Genomic DNA, 15,608 nt, shown 5'->3' with positions numbered 1-15,608 from the left:
ACCGTTACCAGAATGCCTCAAACAACGAATAAAACGCATTTCTGGAGCGTTACCGAACACGGAAGCTGGACATTTTATAAGTGAACTTCGGCGATCAGTAACGTTTTATTAACATCTGCCCGCCGACCGTTTTTCACAAGAACTACCCTGCATAAAAAAAACCGGAGATACCATGAATAAGAAGGTGTTGACTCTGTCTGCTGTCATGGCAAGCATGCTTTTTGGCGCAGCAGCACACGCAGCGGATACCCGTATTGGCGTGACTATCTATAAATACGACGACAACTTCATGTCCGTTGTGCGTAAAGCAATTGAAAAAGATGCTAAATCAGCGCCAGACGTGCAGCTGCTGATGAATGACTCCCAGAATGACCAGTCCAAACAGAACGATCAGATTGACGTTCTTCTGGCAAAAGGCGTGAAAGCGCTGGCTATTAACCTGGTTGACCCGGCTGCGGCAGGTACGGTGATCGAGAAAGCACGCGGCCAGAACGTGCCGATTGTCTTCTTCAACAAAGAGCCTTCCCGTAAAGCGCTGGACAGCTACGATAAAGCCTATTACGTGGGTACTGACTCCAAAGAGTCCGGGATTATCCAGGGCGATCTTATTGCGAAACACTGGGCGGCGAACCCAAACTGGGATATGAACAAAGATGGTCAGATTCAGTTCGTTCTGCTGAAAGGCGAACCGGGCCATCCGGATGCTGAAGCACGTACCACCTACGTTATTAAAGAGCTGAACGACAAGGGCCTGAAAACCCAGCAGCTGGCGTTAGACACCGCAATGTGGGACACCGCTCAGGCGAAAGATAAGATGGATGCGTGGCTCTCTGGCCCGAACGCCAACAAAATTGAAGTGGTCATCGCCAACAACGATGCAATGGCAATGGGTGCTGTTGAAGCGCTGAAAGCACACAACAAATCCGCCATTCCTGTATTCGGTGTGGATGCTCTGCCAGAAGCGCTGGCGCTGGTGAAATCTGGCGCAATGGCCGGTACCGTGCTGAACGATGCTAACAACCAGGCGAAAGCCACCTTCGATCTGGCGAAAAACCTCGCTGATGGTAAAGGCGCTGCTGACGGCACCAGCTGGAAAATTGAAAACAAAATCGTTCGCGTTCCTTACGTGGGCGTAGACCAGTCCAACCTGGCTGAGTTTATCGGTAAATAAGTTATCTGAATTGTCTTCACTGGGCGCAATTCGTTGCGCCCTTTTATAACGCGATATGCGAGGCCAACAAGGTATAATTATGGTCAGCACAACTACTCAGTCGTCCGGTGAATACTTGTTGGAAATGACCGGTGTTAACAAGTCATTCCCCGGTGTTAAGGCGCTCGATAATGTTAATTTAAAAGTTCGTCCTCACTCTATTCATGCGTTAATGGGTGAAAACGGTGCGGGTAAATCAACATTATTAAAATGCCTTTTTGGGATCTATCAAAAAGATTCTGGCAGCATTCTTTTTCAGGGAAAAGAGATCGACTTCCATTCAGCGAAAGAAGCGCTGGAGAACGGTATCTCGATGGTACACCAGGAATTAAACCTGGTTCTGCAACGTTCAGTTATGGATAATATGTGGTTGGGCCGCTATCCAACCAAAGGTGTCTTTGTCGATCAGGATAAAATGTATCGCGACACCAAAGCCATTTTCGATGAGCTGGATATTGATATTGACCCGCGCGCACGTGTCGGGACATTATCCGTTTCCCAGATGCAGATGATCGAAATTGCCAAAGCGTTCTCCTATGATGCGAAAATCGTGATCATGGATGAACCGACATCGTCATTGACGGAAAAAGAGGTTAACCACCTTTTTACCATCATCCGTAAGCTGAAAGATCGCGGCTGCGGCATTGTCTATATCTCACATAAAATGGAAGAGATCTTCCAGCTGTGCGATGAAATTACCATCCTGCGCGATGGCCAGTGGATTGCCACCCAGCCGCTGGAAGGGCTGGACATGGACAAGATCATCGCCATGATGGTTGGCCGTTCATTGAACCAGCGCTTCCCGGATAAAGAAAACAAGCCGGGCGAAGTGATTCTGGAGGTGCGTAACCTGACCTCACTGCGTCAGCCGTCCATCCGCGATGTCTCTTTCGATTTGCACAAGGGCGAGATCCTTGGTATCGCAGGGCTGGTGGGCGCTAAGCGCACCGATATCGTGGAAACCCTGTTTGGTATCCGTGAGAAAGCCGAAGGCACCATTACCCTGCACGGTAAGAAAATCAACAACCACAACGCCAATGAAGCCATTAATAATGGTTTTGCGCTGGTGACGGAAGAGCGGCGTTCCACCGGTATTTACGCTTATCTTGATATTAACTTTAACTCGTTAATTTCTAATATTCGCAATTACAAAAACAAGGTCGGGTTGCTGGATAATTCCCGCATGAAGAGCGATACCCAATGGGTGATTGACTCCATGCGCGTGAAAACGCCGGGCCACCGCACGCAAATTGGCTCACTCTCGGGAGGGAACCAGCAGAAAGTCATTATTGGTCGCTGGCTATTAACCCAGCCTGAAATACTGATGCTGGATGAACCTACGCGCGGTATCGATGTGGGTGCAAAATTCGAGATTTACCAGCTGATCGCAGAGCTGGCGAAAAAAGATAAAGGGATCATTATTATTTCTTCCGAAATGCCGGAATTGTTAGGGATCACAGACCGTATTCTGGTTATGAGCAATGGTCTCGTTGCCGGTATTGTTGAAACCAAAACGACAACGCAAAACGAAATTTTGCGTCTTGCGTCTTTGCACCTTTAAGATCAGGGGCTCCTCATGAGTGCGTTAAATAAAAAAAGTTTTCTCACTTATCTGAAAGAAGGCGGTATTTACGTTGTTCTTTTAGTCTTGCTGGCGATAATTATTTTCCAGGACCCAACGTTCTTAAGTCTGCTGAACTTAAGTAATATTCTGACCCAGTCTTCCGTACGTATTATCATCGCACTGGGCGTGGCAGGGCTCATCGTTACCCAGGGGACAGACCTTTCGGCAGGGCGCCAGGTGGGTCTGGCGGCGGTTATTGCGGCAACCCTGTTGCAGTCGATGGAAAACGCCAACAAGGTGTTCCCGGAGATGGCGACCATGCCGATTTTCGTGGTGATCCTGATCGTATGCGCCATCGGCGCGGTAATTGGCCTGATTAACGGCATCATCATTGCTTACCTGAACGTGACGCCATTCATCACCACGCTTGGCACGATGATCATCGTTTATGGTATCAACTCCCTGTACTACGATTTCGTCGGCGCGTCTCCAATCTCTGGCTTCGAAAGCGGCTTCTCGACCTTCACGCAGGGGTTTGTTGCGCTGGGCAGCTTCCGTCTCTCCTATATCACCTTCTATGCGCTGATTGCGGTGGCGTTCGTCTGGATCCTGTGGAACAAAACCCGCTTCGGTAAAAACATCTTTGCTATCGGCGGCAACCCGGAAGCGGCGAAAGTCTCCGGCGTCAACGTGGCTCTGAACCTGCTGATGATTTATGCCCTGTCCGGTGTGTTCTACGCCTTCGGCGGGATGCTGGAAGCAGGCCGTATCGGCTCTGCCACCAACAACCTCGGCTTTATGTACGAGCTGGATGCGATTGCGGCCTGCGTGGTCGGCGGCGTCTCCTTCAGCGGCGGCGTGGGTACCGTGCTGGGCGTGGTGACCGGTGTGATCATCTTCACCGTGATCAACTACGGCCTGACCTACATCGGCGTCAACCCGTACTGGCAGTACATCATCAAGGGCGCGATCATTATCTTCGCGGTTGCCCTGGATTCACTGAAGTACGCGCGTAAGAAATAAGTTCTTCAGAATGGAAAGGCCCGCTCACGTAGCGGGCCTTTTTTTGCCCGGTGGCGCGACGCTTTCCGGGCCTACAAAATCGCGATCGTAGGTCGGGTAAGGCGAAGCCGCCACCCGACATCAGTTATTACTTCTTCTGCATTTCCAGCAGCTGCTCCGGCGTCACCGCCGGATAACCTTGCGCATTTTCAGGCACTTCGTGCATCGTTGGGATCGGCACCAGCGGGCCTAAAAAGCGCGGTTCACGCTTGAACAGGTACAGGTCAGCCAGCGCGCCAAAACGGGCGCCAAACTCACGTACGCGTACGCTCAGCATATCTTTTGGCGACGGCACGGCGTAGCACTGGGCCTGGATCCCCATATGCAGGGCGATAAACAGCGCCCGCTCGCAGTGGAAACGCTGGGTGATGATGATGAAATCATTGGTGTCGAACACCTTGCGGGTGCGCACGATGGAATCAAGGGTGCGGAATCCGGCGTAGTCGAGCACGATATCGGCCGGGTCGACGCCTGCGGCAATCAAATCTTTGCGCATCGTCACCGGCTCGTTATAGCTTTGCAGGGCGTTATCGCCGCTTAACAGCAGATAGTTCACCTTGCCGCTGTTATAGGCGTTCAGTGCGCCCTGAATACGATACCGATAATACTGATTGATGACGCCGGTGCGGTAATACTTGGCGGTGCCAAGCACCACGCCAACCTGGCGGTAGGGGAGGTCCTGTAGGTCATCAAAAATGTAGGGAGCTGTTTTCCAGCTCATCCAGCGGTCGAGACCCAGCACGATCAACAGCAGTATGCCGACCAGGACAGACAGGCTGTAAAACACGCGCTTTAACATGCAGATGGCTCGTACCGATGATGAAATTTCCCTCAGGCTACTGTACCCGCCTGGTTAGCGCAAGAAACAGCGATTCAACTGAGGGGTTTTTCGTCAGACTGGCGGGCAAATTTGCCCGCCGAACAGATTATGCCAGCAGCACGCGGTCGATGGTTGAACAGCCCAGCGCTTTCAGCGTGGCTGCGGTCGCGTCCCACTGGATCAGCGGTGCATCGGCCTTTTCAGCGAGGATCGCGCGCTGAATATCCGGGTAGTCATACCCGTTCAGGCTGAGCAGGTTCAGGGCGCCCTGGAGCGGAGGCAGCGTCGGGTTAAACGCGGCGTTCTCTGCATAGCTGCCGGTGAAGATGCGGCCGTCGCGGCACTGAAGGGCGACGCCGCTTGGTGATTTGCTGTATGGCGTGTGGCTTTTATTGGCGGCGGCAATGGCCGCTTCGCTGAGCGCATCCCCTGAGAGCGCGTAACCGTGGTCCTGCTCGTCCATCAGCAGGGTTTTGATCTCAAGATCTTTAGGGCCAAAAGCATCCGGCAGGTAATCACCCAGCGTATGCGGCGCGCGTCCCGGCAGGTTGATACGCAGTTCAAGACCGCTGTTCAGCTCATTCATAAACTGGCGGCAGTGGCCGCAAGGGGTATAGTTGACGGTGATGGCGCGCAGGGCCTTTTCGCCGCGCAGCCAGGCGTGACTGATGGCACTCTGCTCCGCATGAACGGTTTGCTGCATGGTCGCACCGAGAAACTCCATGTTCCCGCCGAAGTACCAGGTCCCGCTCACGCCGCGCGCAATTGCGCCTACGTTAAAATGGGAAAGGTCAGCGCGGGCGCAAGCAGCCGCCAGCGGTAGCAGGGCGAAAGCCAGCGCGTCTTCGTCCAGCCCCGTTGCCTGTTTAAGCGTCGTGACCTGATCTGCCGTCAGCAGGGCGGGGAAATGCGCATCCGCCAGAACCGGAGCCAGGGCTGATTGCAAATTCTCTGCAAGCTGAGAGAAAGCAGCTTGAAAACGTGGATGCATGACGTTGCCTCATCAAGGTTAATGGATCGGTAGTGTACGGAGCCGTACGGCCTTTATATGTGATCCAAATCTCATTATGTATGCAACTTATGAAATGAAAATGAAATTTGCGCGACGCATCGCAAATTTTAGCCCATTACTGCCAGAATAATCGGGAAGATAAACGGCGCGAGCAGGGAGGTTATAATCCCGCAGATCACCAGTGCCAGCGAGCTGAATGCCCCTTCCTGATAATCCAGCTCCGCGCAGCGTGCGGTGCCCAGCGCGTGCGAGGCGGTACCCATCGCCAGACCGCGCGCCGCTTTGGTCCGAATTTTCATGATATTCAGCAGTGTATGACCAAACACCGCGCCCAGGATACCGACGAAAATCACGCACACGGCGCTGATGGCCGGAATGCCGCCGATGCTGCCGCCCACGGCCATGGCAATCGGCGTAGTAACGGATTTAGGCAGGATAGAGGCGGCGATCTGCGGCGATGCGCCCATCAATAAGGCCACCGAGGTACCGGTGATCATCGCAACAAGGCTACCCACAAAGCAGATGGTAATGATGGATTTCCAGCGCGCGCGGATCTGATGCAGTTGCTCATATAAAGGAAACGCCAGCGCCACCACGGCAGGCTGCAACAAATCGTTGAGGATCTTGCTCCCGGCGAAGTAACGTTCATAAGAAATGCCGGTGAGCAGCAGAAAAGGAATAATCACCACCATGGCGACCAGCAGCGGGTTGAGCAACGGCATTTTGAAACGAACCGCAAGCTTACGCGCAGCAAAGAACACCACCAGGGTTAACGGCAGGGACCACCAGATATTCGCCATCATTTTTTTGTTTTCTCCCCGATGACCTTACGTTCGCCATGCACAATGTGTGAGCTCCAGCTGACGACCAGGAAAACTACCAGCGTACTGATGGCGCAGGAGACCACTATCGGGCCGAACTGCGCCTTAAGCACATCGTAATACTGCATAACCCCAACGCCGATAGGCACAAAAAGCAGGGCCATATAGCGAATGAGAACGAAGCACCCCGGGTTGACCCATTTCGCGGGCAGCACCTGTAATGCCAGCAGCACAAACAGGATCAACATGCCGATAATGCTGCCGGGGATGGTAATAGGCAGCAGCGACGCGATAAAAATGCCGGCGTACAGGCAGGCATAAATCAGGACGAAGGCGCGAAGGTATTGCCAGATAGTATTCAGTGATTTGCTCATGGTGAAAGTCCTTGCTGAGACGTATTCATCATACAATTAAACCTGAAAATGTGCCACGGATCACATCATGAATTTTGGGCATACCAGACATTCCAGAATGGAACGCCGGGCTTTCAACATACATAGAGAGCAGCTACTATAGCGCGTCTTTTTTCACAGGTACTCAGAATGCGTGTTTTACTGGCCCCGATGGAAGGCGTGCTCGACTCTCTCGTGCGCGAGCTGCTTACCGAGGTGAACGATTACGATCTCTGCGTGACGGAGTTTTTGCGCGTGGTCGATATGTTGCTGCCAGAAAAATCATTTTATCGTCTCTGTCCGGAACTGCATCGTCAGAGCCGCACCCCCTCCGGTACGCTGGTGCGCGTCCAGCTGCTCGGCCAGTATCCTGAGTGGCTGGCGGAAAACGCCGCCCGCGCGGTAGCGCTTGGCTCGTACGGTGTCGATCTTAACTGCGGCTGTCCGTCAAAGCTGGTCAACGGCAGCGGCGGCGGGGCGACGTTACTCAAAGATCCGGAATTGATTTATCGCGGCGCAAAGGCCATGCGTGAGGCGGTGCCATCGCATCTACCGGTGACGGTCAAAGTGCGTCTGGGATGGGACAGCGGCGACAGGCAGTTTGAAATTGCCGACGCGGTGCAGCAGGCGGGCGCCACCGAGCTGGTGGTGCACGGGCGAACCAAAGAGGATGGTTATAAAGCCGAGCGCATTAACTGGCAGGCGATTGGCGAGATCCGCAAACGGCTTACTATTCCGGTGATTGCTAACGGCGAAATCTGGGATTATGAGAGCGCGCAGGCCTGCCTCAAAGAGACCGGCTGTAATGCCGTGATGATTGGCCGCGGTGCGCTGAACGTGCCGAACCTCAGCCGGGTGGTGAAATACAATGAGCCGCGGATGCCGTGGGCGGACGTGGTGAAACTCCTGCAAAAATACACGCGGCTGGAAAAGCAGGGCGATACCGGGTTGTATCACGTCGCGCGCATTAAGCAGTGGCTGAGTTATTTACGGAAAGAGTACGACGACGCGCTGGGATTATTTCAGGAGATCCGTACGCTACAGACGTCGGCGGATATTGCCCGTGTGATCCAGTCGAAGCACTGAGCGAAGTGTGAATACGTTTGCCCGGCGCGGAGCCGGGCAAACGTATCAGAAAATCATTTTGAATACACCGGTTACCACCAGCAGCCCTATCAGAAATATAATCAAAATAACCCACAATAATATTTTCATTCGCTTCTCCTGCGTATGTCTGTCGTCAGTAAGTGTAGCAGTCAATTCATAATTGGTATGAATAGGTGAAATTAAATCATTCGCTTGGGGAATAAATTTCCGGATATGAAAATGTATAACAATATGCGGATTGCCACGCGTTACTAAAAAACGGAACGTCAGTAAGCGTAAGTTGCGCCTTTATTTTTTTGAGTTTATGGCGTAATGAAACGTTCTCTTACTTTATCTCTGAGTGCTCCCCTTATTTTTATGCTGGCCGCCTGCGCGCCGGAGCATGCCACGGTGTCTCCAGTGAAAACGCAAGCCGCCGCCGCTGCTGTAAATACCCAACTAAGTCATGCCGACTGGCCAAAAAACGAATGGTGGAAAGATTTTAATGACCCTCAGCTCAACGCGCTGATCGCTAAAGCGCTGGCGGATGCGCCGGATATGCAAATTGCCCGGCAGCGCATCACCCTGGCAGAAGCACAGGCGAAAGCCGCTGTCGCTGCTGATGGTCCACAAATGGATTTTTCCGCAGATGTGGAACGGCAAAAGATGTCGGCAGAGGGGCTGATGGGGCCATTCGCCCTGACTGACCCGGCGGCGGGGACAACCGGACCCTGGTACACCAACGGCACCTTTGGTCTGACGGCCGGATGGGATCTGGATTTATGGGGTAAAAACCGCGCCCAAATTGAGGCCCGCATCGGTAAGGTGAATGCGCAAAAAGCGGAGCTGGAGCAGACCCGACAGCTGCTCGCCAGCAGCGTCGCGCGGCTGTATTGGGACTGGCAGACCGAGGCCGCGGTGGGTGACGTGCTCGCGCAGATCAAACGGGAGCAGGAAAATATCATCGGTGCCGATCGTGAGCTTTATCAGCACGGCATTACCTCCTCGGTGGAAGGCGTTGAAACAGATATCAATGCCAGCAAAACCGATGAACAGCTCGCTGACGTGCACGGCAAAATGAAGGCCATTGAGGCGCGTCTGAATGCATTGACCAATACCCCTTCAGTCACGCTCGCCCGGCATGCCTTACCTGACGCAGAGGCGTCGCTGCCGTCAACGCTCGGTTATGAGCTGCTGGCTCGCCGCCCGGATTTGCAGGAGGCGCACTGGTATATCGAAGCGTCCATGAGCGAAGTGGATGCCGCCAGAGCCGCGTTCTACCCTGACATCAATTTGATGGCGTTCTTGCAGCAGGATGCATTGCACCTTAGCGACCTGTTCCGCTCATCTGCTCAGCAAATGGGCGTAACCGCGGGTCTGACGCTGCCAATTTTTGACAGCGGTCGGTTAAATGCGAACCTGGATATCGCCCAGGCGCAAAACAACCTCTCCGTGGCGAACTACAACAAGGCCGTAGTGGACGCCGTAAACCAGGTTGCCCGGACGGCCAGCGAAGTAGAAACCCTGACCGCCAAAAATCAGCACCAGCAGCAGATCGAAAAAGATGCGGCGCGCGTCGTTGCGCTGGCACAGGCGCGCTTCAGCACGGGGATCATTGCCGGCTCGCGGGTGAGTGAAGCAAAAATTCCGGCGCTCAAAGAGCGTATTGCCGGGTTGATGCTGAAAGGTCAGTACGTGGATGCTACGCTCCAGCTCACCTCCGCGCTGGGTGGCGGATATCATCACAGCTAAAATCGCGCATTATCTATACTTACCTCTTTGCAGATTTTCAGGAGGTGAGTATGACGCGAGTCGCAATTGTTACCGCATCGGATTCAGGAATTGGCAAAACGACGGCCCTGATGCTGGCCGAACGCGGGTTTGATATCGGGGTGACCTGGCATTCAGATGAGGAAGGGGCGCTGGCAACCTGCCGTGAAATTGAAGCGCGCGGGCAGCGTGCCGAGGCCATCCAGCTCGACTTAAGCAATTTGCCGGAAGGCGCAAAGGCCATTGAAACCCTGATTACGCGTTTCGGGCGGCTGGATGTGCTGGTAAACAATGCCGGGGCGATGAACAAAGCGCCATTTCTGGACCTGTCATTTGACGACTGGCGGCACATATTCACCGTTGACGTGGACGGCGCATTTCTCTGCTCGCAAATCGCGGCGCGTCAGATGGTGAAGCAGGGAGAAGGGGGGCGGATCGTGAACATCACCTCGGTGCATGAACATACGCCATTGCCGGACGCCAGCGCCTATACGGCGGCCAAACATGCGCTGGGCGGGTTAACAAAATCGATGGCGCTGGAGCTGGTTAAACATAAGATTCTGGTGAACGCCGTTGCGCCTGGTGCGATCGCCACGCCGATGAATGATATGGACGACAGCGAAGTGAAAGAAGGCTCAATGCCGGAAATCCCGCTGGCACGGCCAGGGCATACCAAAGAAATAGCCAGCCTGGTGGCGTGGCTGTGTGACAGCGACGCCAGCTACACCACCGGGCAGTCGTTTATCGTCGACGGTGGTTTTATGCTGGCGAATCCGCAGTTTAAGCCAGCAGAATAAACATTCCCCTCACCCCAGCCCTCTCCCCAAAGGGGAGAGGGTGTATAGAGTTCCCTCTCCCCTTTGGGGAGAGGGGTAGGGTGAGGGGCAGCAGGCCGCACTCACTCTTCATCCCGCCGCTTTTCACGATGCTTGAGCCACAGCCGTACCCCAATCACCACCGCAACAACCAGGATCAACCAGGCCCAGTGTTTAAGATGCTGATCGAGATTATGCAGCCACGGGCCTATCACTTCGCCACCCACGTAGCCAAGCGTGGTAAAAATCAGCGCCCAGGCAATCGCCCCGATAATGTTCAGCGGCAGGAAAATTTTCGGCGGTAAGCGGCTCGCGCCAATCAGTATTGGCCCAATGATGCGAAAGCCATACATAAAGCGGGTGCCAATCACAAACATATAGGGATGCCGCTGGATAAGCCGCTGAGCACGACGAATTTTCTTTTGATGCTTAGCAAAACGTTGTAAAAGCGTCGGACCAAAGCGCAGACCCAGAAAGTAGAGCAGCTGGTCGCCAATCATACCGCCCAGTGCGACGGCGGCGACCACCAGCGGGAATTTCAGCAATCCCTGATGTGCGGCCACTCCGCCCAGCAGCGTGATGGTTTCACCCTCTGCCACGCTGCCGATGACCAGCGCGGCGTATCCATATTGTTCAATAAGACCGTTGATATCCATTAAGTAAATGTCGTCTCCCTTACTGTGCCTGCGTTAATCATATACCCCATCCATCAACCACGCGGCAATCAACGGAAATTTCCCACTGTACATAAAATAATCTAAAGCCTGCATTATACTTTAGCTATCGCTGACGGGCCGACAACAAGGGGGCGTTATGAACCATGTCTGGGGACTTTTCTCCCATCCCGATCGTGAAATGCAGGTCATCCGTAACGAGAACGAAACGGTCGCGCATCACTACACCCACCACGTCCTGCTGATGGCAGCGGTGCCGGTGGTCTGCGCGTTTATTGGTACTACGCAAATAGGCTGGAACTTTGGTGACGGCACCGTGGTTCAGCTTTCCTGGTTTACCGGACTGTACCTTGCCATTCTGTTTTATGGCCTGATGCTGGCCGGGGTGGCGGTAATGGGGCGGGTCATCCACTGGATGGCGCGCAACTATCCGCAGCGCCCGTCGCTGGCACACTGTATGGTCTTCGCCGGATACGTCGCGACCCCGCTGTTCTTAAGCGGTATTGTTGCGCTCTATCCACTGGTCTGGCTGTGCGCGCTGATCGGTACGGTTGCCCTCTTTTACACCGGTTATCTGCTGTATGTAGGAGTGCCAACCTTCCTCAACATCAATAAAGAAGAGGGCCTGAGCTTCTCCAGCTCTACGCTTGCCATCGGCGTGTTGGTCCTTGAGGCGCTACTGGCCCTGACAGTTATTCTTTGGGGTTATGGATACCGTCTCTTTTAAGTCCCCTGCATTGCTGGCGTAAATGCCAGCAATGCAGCATCTGGTTATGATTCTCCGCTGGCGACAACGCACGGTGACCGCTATGATGCCGAAGCCAGCCTGTGTTTATCCGTCGACACAGGCGGTGTACGTCATAACGTGCGTGAATCATTATCAGAAGTCTCATCATGCTGAAATTTCGAGTGTCACTCCTTAGTCTTGCGCTACTGTTGGGCGTCTCCGCTACCGCGCCAGCCATCGCCAAAACGCCCGCAGTTGCCACCGCTGCTGCGCAACCCCAGATTGCGTCCGGCAGCGCGATGATCGTTGACCTGAATACCAACAAGGTGATCTACGCCAGTCACCCGGATCTGGTGCGCCCGATCGCTTCCATAACCAAAGTCATGACCGCGATGGTGGTGCTTGATGCACGACTGCCGCTGGACGAAAAGCTAAAAGTGGATATCAGCCACACGCCAGAGATGAAAGGGATCTACTCTCGCGTGCGTCTGAACAGTGAAATCAGCCGTAAAAATATGCTGCTGTTGGCGCTGATGTCCTCAGAGAACCGCGCGGCGGCGAGCCTTGCCCACCATTATCCTGGCGGTTACGACGCGTTTATCCGCGCGATGAATGCCAAAGCCAAAGCGCTGGGGATGAAAAATACCCATTTCGTGGAGCCAACCGGTCTGTCGATCCATAACGTCTCGACGGCGCGTGATTTAACCAAGCTGCTGATCGCCAGTAAGCAATACCCGCTGATTGGTCAGCTCAGCACCACGCGTGAGGAGATGGCGACATTCTCGAACCCGGCGTATACGCTGCCGTTCCGCAACACTAACCATCTGGTGTATCGCGATAACTGGAATATTCAGTTAACCAAGACCGGATTCACCAATGCGGCAGGGCACTGCCTGGTGATGCGCACCGTGTTTAACGGTAAACCAGTGGCGCTGGTGGTGATGGATGCCTTCGGCAAATATACCCACTTTGCGGATGCCAGTCGCCTGCGCACCTGGATTGAAACCGGGAAAGTGCAACCGGTGCCGGCTTCAGCGATGGCGTATAAAAAGCAGAAAGCGGAACAGATGGCGACGGCGCAGAACGACTGAGTCGCCTGTCTGTGCCGGGTGGCGGCTTCGCCTTACCCGGCCTACGGCCCTAAAGCGGCCCCGATACGTAGGCCCGGTAAGCGGAGCGCCACCGGGCGAAAGCGCCTACTCCGGCAGCGTCCAGTCACCATCGTTGAGTGGACGCTGCATGATCAACGTATCCCGCCAGTCGCCCTTCTTATACCCCACGCTGCGCAGTTGACCGACAACCTCGAAGCCATGTTTTTTATGCAGCCGTAACGATCCCGCATTATTGTTTCCGTCACCGACCACAGCAATCATCTGCCGCCAGGGACCTTGCTCACACCGTGCAATCAGGGCATCCATCAGCGCCGAGCCAAACCCGCGCCCGGTGGTGCTGGCATCCACATAGATGGATTCCTCAAGGGTGTACCGGTAGGCCTGACGTGGACGATAAAACGTGGCGTAGCAGTAGCCGACGACAATGCCGCGATACAGCGCAACCAGCCACGGTAAACCGCTGTCGGTCACACTCTTCATCCGCTGACGCATCTCATCGACGGTGGGGGGAACTTCCTCGAACGACGCACGGCCATGAAGCACATGCCAGGCGTATATCGCCGAGATGGCATGTGCATCGTCAGGAAGGGCGTCGCGCACCTCGATTTCAGTTTCGGGTAAAATCTCTACAGCCGACATGTTCTGCCCGCTCCTTGTTTGGAAAGCCAGAGAAACGTTTCTCTGGCAACAGGCAGATACTCTAGTACGATTGAGGAGAGCTTAACAATCTCTTAAATTTGGCTATAGGCGTTCATCAGAGGCTTGCGTATTTTGCTCCTCTGTTTCGGCACTCTCTTTCCAGTATTTCTTCCGCGTTGTCTTACCAATGCCGGGGTTCATACTGTTTGTAGGGTCATTTTTGCGATAAAACTGTTTAAGCGTCTCCGGCGCTTTGTACAAATGCCCCACGTTATGCTCGGCAGGATATTGCGCGCCACGCTCGTGCAGCAACGCCAGCATCAGCTCTTTCAACGCATGCGCATCCACCCCTTTTTTGACGATGTAATCCTGGTGGAAGACATAGCACATGAAGTGGCCGTAATAGAGCTTGTGCACCAGCTTGCTGTCAATCTCCGGCGGCAGATGTTCAAACCACTCGGTATCGTTGCGACGCAGGGCAATATCCAGCGCCAGAATATCCTCTACCTCTTCGGAATGCACAGCCTGATAACGGATAGCCGCACCCGCCGCGGCGAAGCGGTGCAGGAAGGCTTTGCTGCCTTCTTCCGGCGTGCAGGCGAAGAAATCCCCGTCGGCAGTTTTGAAGAACTCGGTGAGCCAGCTCTGCGCTTCGGCAATTCCATCCCCGGCCATTTTCAGCAGCAGGTGGTGCTCATACTTATCGCGCCAGGTCTTCATCCGCTCCGGTAAATGCGCCGGGAAGGCGTTGCCCAGTTTCTGCATAAAGCGGTCGGTGAAGTGCGGTTTGAACAGCGATACTTTCTCCAGCATCGCGTCGGTGCGACCCTTCATGGTGAAGAAGAACGGCATTTTGTCGGTGCCGAGCTTGTCGATCATCAGGAAGGTATCTTTGCCGTAGCGCTCAGCGATGTCATAAATGTCCCGGTGCATATACTCGCCCGCCACCGGCAGGTGAGTGAACTCGGCCAGAATATGACGGCGGATCTCCGTCAGCACCTCCGGCTGATTGGTGCCAATGTAAAACACCTGCTGCTTTTTCTCTGCCGGGAAGGTATCGAGGCGCACCGCAAAAACGGCCAGCTTGCCCGCGCAGCCGGAGGATTCAAACAGGCGATCCGGATCGGCGTTATAGCGCGCTGGCGTATCGGCATTGATATCGCGCACGCGGGTGATGTAATCGTGGTCATGCGCGTGACGGCCATCGTGCTGAACGTCTTCGTCCTTCACGCGGTCATCGTCAAGTTTGCTGAGGATCTGCTCTGGCGTTACACCCAGATCGATCCCCAAATGGTTAACCAGCGTCAGCTTGCCGTTTTCATCGATACGGGCAAACAGCGACATCTCCGTGTAGGCCGGGCCGCGCTGCACCAGCGAGCCGCCGGAGTTATTGCAGATCCCGCCGATCACCGAGGCGCCAATGCACGATGAGCCGATCACCGAGTGCGGTTCGCGTCCCAGCGGCTTAAGCGCTTTTTCCAGCGAGTAAAGCGTGGTGCCGGGGAAGGCGAGCACCTGTTCGCCCTTGTCCAGCAGGTGCAGTTTGTCGAGGCGCAGGGTGCTGATAATCACGATGTCACGATCGTAATCGTTGCCGTTCGGCGTGGAGCCTTCGGTCAGGCCGGTGTTAGCAGCCTGCATTAAAATAATCTTGTCTGCCGCAACGCAGGCGCTGAGCACGCGCCACAGTTCGAGCAACGTACCGGGGAAGACTACCGCCAGCGCGTCGCCCTGGCCGGAGCGAAAGCCCTTCCGATAGCGGGCGGTTTTGGCCGGGTCGGTAAGCAGGTGAGAGTGACCAACCAGGCGAGACAGTTCGTTAATAAATGTAGTGTTATCGTCAGTTCGAACAGAAGACATCTTCCACTCCTTGTGGTGGGGCAAATTTCTCGCTGTAAAGCATA

General features: G+C 54.5%; 15 protein-coding genes. 8 read left to right on the top strand and 7 right to left on the bottom strand.

Translation table 11 applies throughout. From position 1 onward, the window contains the following. Window positions 1-172 precede the first annotated feature (172 nt). From mglB to mglC, 3 genes are all read left to right on the top strand, one after another. Window positions 173-1,171, top strand: a complete 999-nt coding sequence (mglB, locus tag ACOTXC_RS06735) for a galactose/glucose ABC transporter substrate-binding protein MglB (protein ID WP_022648695.1) — start codon at window positions 173-175, stop codon at window positions 1,169-1,171. Between the two features lie 79 nt (window positions 1,172-1,250). Next, on the top strand, window positions 1,251-2,771 hold the full coding sequence (mglA, locus tag ACOTXC_RS06730) for a galactose/methyl galactoside ABC transporter ATP-binding protein MglA (protein WP_003859320.1): 1,521 nt from the start codon (window positions 1,251-1,253) through the stop codon (window positions 2,769-2,771). A gap of 15 nt (window positions 2,772-2,786) precedes the next feature. Continuing rightward, window positions 2,787-3,797 (top strand): galactose/methyl galactoside ABC transporter permease MglC, encoded by a 1,011-nt coding sequence (mglC, locus tag ACOTXC_RS06725; protein WP_022648694.1) that lies wholly within the window; start codon window positions 2,787-2,789, stop codon window positions 3,795-3,797. Between the two features lie 127 nt (window positions 3,798-3,924). On the opposite strand, the gene sanA is transcribed toward mglC, so the two are convergent. The 4 genes from sanA to ACOTXC_RS06705 form a co-directional block, all read right to left on the bottom strand. Next, window positions 3,925-4,635: an outer membrane permeability protein SanA gene (gene sanA / locus ACOTXC_RS06720; protein WP_022648693.1), complete on the bottom strand. Its 711-nt coding sequence runs from the start codon at window positions 4,633-4,635 to the stop codon at window positions 3,925-3,927. 127 nt (window positions 4,636-4,762) lie between these two features. Further along, a complete protein-coding gene (gene cdd, locus ACOTXC_RS06715) occupies window positions 4,763-5,647 on the bottom strand; it encodes a cytidine deaminase (RefSeq protein WP_022648692.1) in 885 nt (294 codons plus the stop codon). A 128-nt stretch (window positions 5,648-5,775) separates the two neighbouring features. Then, window positions 5,776-6,471: a CidB/LrgB family autolysis modulator gene (locus tag ACOTXC_RS06710; RefSeq protein ID WP_022648691.1), complete on the bottom strand. Its 696-nt coding sequence runs from the start codon at window positions 6,469-6,471 to the stop codon at window positions 5,776-5,778. Then, complete coding sequence (locus ACOTXC_RS06705) at window positions 6,468-6,863, bottom strand: CidA/LrgA family protein (protein ID WP_022648690.1); 396 nt, start codon at window positions 6,861-6,863, stop codon at window positions 6,468-6,470. Before ACOTXC_RS06705 ends, ACOTXC_RS06710 begins: the two co-directional genes overlap by 4 nt. A gap of 168 nt (window positions 6,864-7,031) precedes the next feature. Between ACOTXC_RS06705 and dusC the strand changes: the two genes are divergently transcribed. The 3 genes from dusC to ACOTXC_RS06690 all read left to right on the top strand — a co-directional run bounded on the left by dusC (window position 7,032) and on the right by ACOTXC_RS06690 (window position 10,534). Beyond that, window positions 7,032-7,967 carry a tRNA dihydrouridine(16) synthase DusC gene (gene dusC, locus ACOTXC_RS06700; RefSeq protein WP_023306604.1) on the top strand — a complete coding sequence of 312 codons (936 nt, stop codon included), beginning with the start codon at window positions 7,032-7,034 and terminating at the stop codon, window positions 7,965-7,967. Window positions 7,968-8,300: 333 nt separating this feature from the next. Continuing rightward, a complete protein-coding gene (gene mdtQ / locus ACOTXC_RS06695) occupies window positions 8,301-9,719 on the top strand; it encodes a multidrug resistance outer membrane protein MdtQ (protein WP_421767517.1) in 1,419 nt (472 codons plus the stop codon). 50 nt (window positions 9,720-9,769) lie between these two features. Then, the gene (locus ACOTXC_RS06690; RefSeq protein WP_022648687.1) at window positions 9,770-10,534 is read left to right on the top strand and encodes an SDR family oxidoreductase; all 765 of its coding nucleotides are present in this window, start codon (window positions 9,770-9,772) and stop codon (window positions 10,532-10,534) included. Between the two features lie 101 nt (window positions 10,535-10,635). Here ACOTXC_RS06690 and ACOTXC_RS06685 read toward each other — a convergent pair whose 3' ends face one another. Further along, window positions 10,636-11,208, bottom strand: a complete 573-nt coding sequence (locus ACOTXC_RS06685) for a DedA family protein (RefSeq protein WP_022648686.1) — start codon at window positions 11,206-11,208, stop codon at window positions 10,636-10,638. A gap of 157 nt (window positions 11,209-11,365) precedes the next feature. Here ACOTXC_RS06685 and ACOTXC_RS06680 point away from each other — a divergent pair, with 157 nt between their 5' ends. Both ACOTXC_RS06680 and pbpG read left to right on the top strand, forming a co-directional pair. Then, window positions 11,366-11,953: a Yip1 family protein gene (locus tag ACOTXC_RS06680; protein ID WP_003859296.1), complete on the top strand. Its 588-nt coding sequence runs from the start codon at window positions 11,366-11,368 to the stop codon at window positions 11,951-11,953. A 167-nt stretch (window positions 11,954-12,120) separates the two neighbouring features. Further along, window positions 12,121-13,044 carry a D-alanyl-D-alanine endopeptidase gene (pbpG, locus tag ACOTXC_RS06675; RefSeq protein ID WP_023300582.1) on the top strand — a complete coding sequence of 308 codons (924 nt, stop codon included), beginning with the start codon at window positions 12,121-12,123 and terminating at the stop codon, window positions 13,042-13,044. Window positions 13,045-13,149: 105 nt separating this feature from the next. Here the strand turns inward: pbpG and ACOTXC_RS06670 are convergent, their stop codons facing one another. Together ACOTXC_RS06670 and dld are read right to left on the bottom strand one after the other, a co-directional pair. Further along, window positions 13,150-13,704 (bottom strand): GNAT family N-acetyltransferase, encoded by a 555-nt coding sequence (locus tag ACOTXC_RS06670; protein WP_022648685.1) that lies wholly within the window; start codon window positions 13,702-13,704, stop codon window positions 13,150-13,152. Window positions 13,705-13,806: 102 nt separating this feature from the next. Continuing rightward, entirely contained in the window at window positions 13,807-15,564 is a 1,758-nt protein-coding gene (dld, locus tag ACOTXC_RS06665; protein WP_023300581.1) for a D-lactate dehydrogenase, read from the bottom strand. Between the last annotated feature and the right edge of the window lie 44 nt (window positions 15,565-15,608).

Source organism: Enterobacter cloacae complex sp. IR5428 (genome assembly GCF_049238585.1).
Lineage (GTDB): Bacteria > Pseudomonadota > Gammaproteobacteria > Enterobacterales > Enterobacteriaceae > Enterobacter > Enterobacter intestinihominis.
This window is presented reverse-complemented; position numbering and strand designations above follow the sequence as displayed.

What these genes read in the sequence shown, in the direction of transcription:
- dld (WP_023300581.1), bottom strand. Translation starts at nt 15,564, where the DNA reads ATGTCTTCTGTTCGAACTGACGATAACACTACATTTATTAACGAACTG.
- ACOTXC_RS06705 (WP_022648690.1), bottom strand. Translation starts at nt 6,863, where the DNA reads ATGAGCAAATCACTGAATACTATCTGGCAATACCTTCGCGCCTTCGTC.
- ACOTXC_RS06670 (WP_022648685.1), bottom strand. Translation starts at nt 13,704, where the DNA reads ATGTCGGCTGTAGAGATTTTACCCGAAACTGAAATCGAGGTGCGCGAC.
- mglA (WP_003859320.1), top strand. Translation starts at nt 1,251, where the DNA reads ATGGTCAGCACAACTACTCAGTCGTCCGGTGAATACTTGTTGGAAATG.
- ACOTXC_RS06710 (WP_022648691.1), bottom strand. Translation starts at nt 6,471, where the DNA reads ATGATGGCGAATATCTGGTGGTCCCTGCCGTTAACCCTGGTGGTGTTC.
- cdd (WP_022648692.1), bottom strand. Translation starts at nt 5,647, where the DNA reads ATGCATCCACGTTTTCAAGCTGCTTTCTCTCAGCTTGCAGAGAATTTG.
- dusC (WP_023306604.1), top strand. Translation starts at nt 7,032, where the DNA reads ATGCGTGTTTTACTGGCCCCGATGGAAGGCGTGCTCGACTCTCTCGTG.
- mglB (WP_022648695.1), top strand. Translation starts at nt 173, where the DNA reads ATGAATAAGAAGGTGTTGACTCTGTCTGCTGTCATGGCAAGCATGCTT.
- ACOTXC_RS06690 (WP_022648687.1), top strand. Translation starts at nt 9,770, where the DNA reads ATGACGCGAGTCGCAATTGTTACCGCATCGGATTCAGGAATTGGCAAA.
- mdtQ (WP_421767517.1), top strand. Translation starts at nt 8,301, where the DNA reads ATGAAACGTTCTCTTACTTTATCTCTGAGTGCTCCCCTTATTTTTATG.
- pbpG (WP_023300582.1), top strand. Translation starts at nt 12,121, where the DNA reads ATGCTGAAATTTCGAGTGTCACTCCTTAGTCTTGCGCTACTGTTGGGC.
- sanA (WP_022648693.1), bottom strand. Translation starts at nt 4,635, where the DNA reads ATGTTAAAGCGCGTGTTTTACAGCCTGTCTGTCCTGGTCGGCATACTG.
- mglC (WP_022648694.1), top strand. Translation starts at nt 2,787, where the DNA reads ATGAGTGCGTTAAATAAAAAAAGTTTTCTCACTTATCTGAAAGAAGGC.
- ACOTXC_RS06685 (WP_022648686.1), bottom strand. Translation starts at nt 11,208, where the DNA reads ATGGATATCAACGGTCTTATTGAACAATATGGATACGCCGCGCTGGTC.
- ACOTXC_RS06680 (WP_003859296.1), top strand. Translation starts at nt 11,366, where the DNA reads ATGAACCATGTCTGGGGACTTTTCTCCCATCCCGATCGTGAAATGCAG.